This window comes from Pseudooceanicola aquaeponti (genome assembly GCF_050897975.1).
In the GTDB taxonomy this organism is placed as follows: domain Bacteria; phylum Pseudomonadota; class Alphaproteobacteria; order Rhodobacterales; family Rhodobacteraceae; genus Pseudooceanicola.
In genome coordinates this window covers 1-3,499 of sequence record NZ_JBPAXY010000018.1, presented here as the reverse complement: position 1 = coordinate 3,499, position 3,499 = coordinate 1, and the positions used below count along the sequence as shown (strand labels likewise).

At 54.4% G+C, this 3,499-nt stretch carries 2 protein-coding genes; both read left to right on the top strand.

Going from position 1 to position 3,499, the window contains the following annotated elements:
* The first annotated feature begins 98 nt into the window (after window positions 1-98).
* On the top strand, window positions 99-1,088 hold the full coding sequence (locus tag ACRARE_RS22540) for a TAXI family TRAP transporter solute-binding subunit (protein ID WP_008335546.1): 990 nt from the start codon (window positions 99-101) through the stop codon (window positions 1,086-1,088).
* A 210-nt stretch (window positions 1,089-1,298) separates the two neighbouring features.
* The gene (locus ACRARE_RS22535; RefSeq protein WP_432658562.1) at window positions 1,299-3,143 is read left to right on the top strand and encodes a TRAP transporter permease; all 1,845 of its coding nucleotides are present in this window, start codon (window positions 1,299-1,301) and stop codon (window positions 3,141-3,143) included.
* The last annotated feature ends 356 nt before the right edge of the window (window positions 3,144-3,499 follow it).

The window sequence follows — 3,499 nt, the reverse complement described above, 5'->3', positions numbered from 1 at the left end:
TTTCGATCATGGTTGACGCAAAGTTCGGTTTTTAATAATGATCTATAAGATAGATATCTAAAGTTAGAAATCTATGATAATATGACAGGGAGGAAACCATGAAAAAGCAAATCAAGGCTGCCGTTGCGGCGCTGAGCATCTCCGTTATCGGGACCGGCGTCATGGCGGACAGCGTCAACGTCACGTTGTCCGGGGGGAGTCCGTCAGGTCTTTGGTCGCTGCTGGGCGCAGGGATCGACCGGGCTGTGAAGGTTGACGATGCAAGCGGTGTCGTGACCTACCAGGCCACTGGTGGCGGTTTCGCAAATATCGGTCTGCTGGGTGCAAACCGGACCGATCTGGGTCTGGCCCATGATGCAGAAATCAAGCTGGCGCTAGCGGGTGATGAGCCGTTCAAGGCGCCCATCGAGAACCTTCAGGCAATCGGGTACATGTACAACTGGGCCCCGATGCATTTCTTCATCAAGAAGTCTCTTGCCGAAGAGTATAACATCGACAGCATCGACGACTTGGCGAAGTCGGGCGCTGCAATCCGTGTGGCGAACAACAACGCAGGTAACATCGTGGCCAATATTGCCACTTTCATGCTGGAAGAAGCAGGCTATGACGAAGGAACGATTGAAGCGAATGGCGGCGTTCTGGTGCGTGGCGGTTCGTCCCAGCAGGCAGACCTGATCAGCGATGGCCGTACGGATATGGTGATCAACGGTATCTTCGTTGGGCACTCGTCGTTCCGCAAGGTTGATGAAGGCAACGACGTTGTTCTGCTGAGCGTGCCTCAGGATATCATCGAAAAGACCAATGAGCGTTTTGGCACCGGGACCTACGTCATTCCCGCCGGAAACTATAAGAACCAGACTTCCGATGTTATCACGCTGGCACTTGGCGCGATGGTAATCACCTCTGATGCCTTGCCCGAAGAAACCGGTTACATGCTGGCCAAGAGCATTGCCTCGAACATTGATGAAATCCGCGGCGTTCATAACGCAATGAAACAGCTCTCAACTGAGTTGCTGGTTTCGCAGAGAACGCTGCCGTTCCACCCGGGCGCGAAGCGCGCCTACATGGAGCTGGGGCTTCTCAAGTAAGCCTTCGGAAAACAATGCCGGTGCGCTGACCAAAGCGCACCGGATTCGTTTGCAAGAGTGCCTCTGTCGTGCTCTGGCCGTGCTGATCACGGGCAGTAGGATGATTTTGCGCACTCAAAGCTGACCAAACCTCACAAACATGGAAATGGTGCCAGCATGAATTTCCCTTCTCTTACCGAAACTGGACGCCGTCGGAAGCTAGAGCCACCCATGCGGACCGTCGTCATGGTTCTGGCCGCGGCGTTCGCGGCATGGGTGATTCACTCTAATCTGTTCATTATCGCAGACCCGCTCATTCAGGGGATCCTGTTCGTATCCGGGATTTTCACGATTCTCTTCTTGGCGATTGGTGCAACCGCGAAAGCGCCAGATAGCATTCCATTTTATGACTGGATGTTGTCTGCGCTCAGCTTGGCCTGCGGGATTTACTTCTATGTAAGCTCTGGCGAGATTTCGGACCGTATCAGCCTGCTGGACCAGTTCACGACGGATCAGTTGTTCTTTGGGTCGTCACTGCTGTTCCTGACCATCGAAGCCACGCGCCGGACAACTGGCTTGGGGCTGACAGGCGTTGTGATGCTGTTCCTGATTTACAACCTTTTTGGCTATCTTCTGCCGCCGCCGTTCGGGCATCGCGTCAGCGAGTTCAGCTATCTGCTCGATATTCTGATCTTCACCACAGATGGGTTGTTCGGTGTCCCGCTTCAGGTTGTGGCAAGTTACGTCTTCCTGTTCGTGATGTTCGGGACTTTCCTTGCCAAGGCTGGGGGAGGGGACTTCTTTTTCAACCTGGCGGCTCTGGTCACCGGGGGCGCACGAGGCGGCCCTGCAAAGATCGCCATCATTTCGTCGGGTCTGTATGGAACCATGTCTGGTAGCCCAACCTCGGATGTTGTGGCCACGGGGTCCATCACGATCCCGGTGATGAAGCGCTTGGGCTATAAGGCCCGGTTTGCGGGTGCGGTTGAAGTTGCGGCGTCCACGGGGGGCAGTGCCATGCCGCCGATTATGGGTTCGGCTGCCTTCATCATGGCAGAGTATTCGGGTATCTCGTACAATGCGATCGTGCTTGCCGCGCTTATTCCTGCGTTGCTGTACTATATGGGCGTGTTTACCCAGGTGCACTTCCGCGCAGTGAAATACGATCTGCGGCCTTCTCGGGATGAAATCCCGACGACGAAGGAAACGTTCAGAACCGGCTGGGTTTTCTTGCTGCCCATTATCGGGATCATTGTGGCGCTGATACTTGGCTATTCGCCGACCTTCACCGCAGGTGTCGGTGTTCTGGTGACAATCCTTGCGTCGATGATCCTCAAGCAAACGCGGATGTCGTTGTGGGCAATGGTGGAAGGCCTTGGCACAACCACCCTGCAAATTTTGCCTGTCGCTGGGGCATGTGCTGCTGCTGGTCTGGTTATTGGTGGCCTGTCTATGACAGGATTGGGGATGAAATCGGCTAACGTGATCCTGACGGTCAGTAATGCGCAGCCGCTGTTGACGCTAGTGATTGCTGCTGTGGTGACCATTGTGCTGGGCTTGGGTATGCCGACTCCGAGTGCGTATATTCTGGCGGCTGTGCTTGTCGGCCCCGCTCTTTCCAAGCTGGGTTTCCCTCTGCTGCCGAGCCAGATGTTCCTGCTCTACTATGCAATCCTGTCTGCTCTGACGCCGCCAATCGCTGTGGCTGCAATCGCAGCGTCTGCGATTGCTGATGACGATCCATTCAAGATCGCATTCTCGGCTGTGCGGCTTGCAATTGTTGGCTTCCTTCTGCCGTTCGCTTTTGTCTGGAACCCCGGCATCGTTCTTGAGCTTGGTCCGTTGGCAAATACGCTTGCTGTTATTGGTGCCGTTGCTGGTGCTCTTGCAGTCTCGGCGTCAATGGAAGGCTTTATCAAAACCCAGCTCAGCTCGTTGGAGCGAGGTCTCCTGACGATTTTTGCAATTGGCGCGGTTAGCCCGTACTTCGCGGTCTCAATTGTGTGTACCTTGCTTATCATCGCTCTGGTTGGACGACAGGCCTTGTTGAAGGAAGAAGTCCCCGCAAGCGGGTAACGTCAGCCACGTGTAATGTGCTGAATGCGAATCCAAAGTGGCCGCCAGGTTTGGCGGCTACTTGCCGTTTTGACTGAGAGACGGAAAAGTTTCAGGCCGCGTCTTTGGTTCCAATCGCGGTCTGTTCGGATGACTGTCTGCGGGCTTTTTTGCCCAAGAGGTTATTGATCAAAATACACTTCGGTGATTCTGATCGATGCAGGGAGCTGCGCAAGCGGGGTGTACGAATCCCGAGGCCATAGAACAACCAGAGAGGAACCGGCAGAGCAGATCTGTATGAACACAAGGCCCGATCATGCGCGGAATAATACCAATTGCTCGCAAACCCATAAGTAGTTTTATTTACGTGGGTTTTT